Annotated in this window: 1 protein-coding gene; it reads right to left on the reverse strand. The window is 65.3% G+C overall.

Features of this window, described 5'->3' with window-relative positions:
- Positions 1-1,633: PBP1A family penicillin-binding protein (locus EOA33_RS34965; protein ID WP_127407670.1), on the reverse strand; the 1,633-nt coding region annotated here is incomplete at both ends.

The following is a 1,633-nucleotide window of genomic DNA, read 5'->3' on the forward strand; positions in this document are numbered from 1 at the left end:
GGAACGCCTTGGTCATCTCGCGCAGCGTCTGTGTGGTCTGGCCGGAGAGCACCGGCGGCCGCTCGGCCTGGGCCTGCGCTGCGGCCTCCTCGGCATTCTTCTGGGCGGCCTCCTCGGCCTTGGCCGCGACTTCCGGATCGACGAACGGGTGATCGAGGCCGGGGATCGGCTTCAGGTCGATATTCTGGTGCGCGTAGACCATCAGCCGCTGCCAGACCATCGCCGGCAGCGAACCGCCGGTCATCTTGTTGGTGGGCGTGAAGTCGTCATTGCCCAGCCAGACGGCGGCCGTGTAATTGCCGGTGAAGCCGACGAACCAGGCGTCGCGGTAGGATTGCGTCGTGCCCGTCTTGCCGGCGACGACGATGTTGGGAAGCTGGGCGCGCCGCGCCGTCCCTATCACCGGCACCGCCGCCAGCATGGTGTTCATGTATTTCAGCGCCTGCTCCGACAGCACCCGACGCGGCGGCGACGCGTCCTTGGCCCAGTCGTAGACCACATCGCCGGTGCGGGTGACGAGCTGGGTGATTCCGTGCCGCGAGCCGACGAAGCCGTTCTGCGCGAACACGCTGTAGCCCGTCGCCTGGTCCATCACCGTCATGAGCGAGGTGCCGAGCACCATGGTCTTGTGCCCTTCCAGCGGCGACTCGACGCCCATCGCCTCGGCCATCGCCTTGATCGGACCGATGCCGAGATGGTCCTTGGCGAGCCGCACCGGCACAGTGTTGATCGACTTGGCGATGGCCGTGATCAGGGTGACATTGCCGGCCGATCCGCCGCTGTAGTTGTGCGGCGACCAGTTGCCCCAGCTAACGGGGCCGCCGGAAACCACCGAGTCAGGCGTGAAGCCGTGCTCCATGGCTGTGGCGTAGACGTAGGGCTTGAACGAGGAGCCGGTCTGGCGCAGCGCCCTGGTGGCGCGGTTGAACTGGCTGGCGCCGTAGTCGCGGCCGCCGACGATGGCGCGCACCGCTCCGTTGGTCTCGATCACCACCACCGCGCCTTCGGTGACGTTGTATTCCTTGCCGAACTGGCGCAGGTGGAATTCGACGGACTCCTCAGCCGCCTTCTGGATGTTGGCATCGAAAGTGGTGTGGGCGACCAGTGAGTGCTGGCCGGGCTTGGCGATCTTCTTGACCTCGTCGAAGGCCCAGTCGAGGAAGTAGTCCGGGCTCTTCTGCTCGCCGCGGTCGACGACGTCGGCCGGATGCAGCCTCGCCTGCAGCACCTGGCCTTCGGTCATGAAGCCGGAATCGACGAGGTTGGACAGCACCACATTGGCGCGCGCGCGGGCGGCCGGCAGGTTGATGTGCGGGGCGTATTTGGTCGGCGCCTTGAACAGGCCGGCCAGCATTGCCGCCTCGGCGAGGTTCAGGTCCTTGACGCTTTTGCCGAAATAGAAATCCGCCGCCGCCTCGATGCCGAATGTGCCGCCGCCCATATAGGCGCGGTCGAGATAAAGCTGCAGGATCTCCTTCTTCGATAGGTTGGCTTCCAGCCACAACGAGAGAAAAGCTTCCTTGATCTTGCGCTCGAAGGTGCGCTCATTGGTCAGGAACAGGTTCTTGGCCAGCTGTTGGGTGATGCTGGAGCCGCCCTGCACGACCGAGTTGGCGCGGACGTTCTCGAAGAT

This window comes from Mesorhizobium sp. M4A.F.Ca.ET.050.02.1.1 (genome assembly GCF_003997725.1).
Lineage (GTDB): Bacteria > Pseudomonadota > Alphaproteobacteria > Rhizobiales > Rhizobiaceae > Mesorhizobium.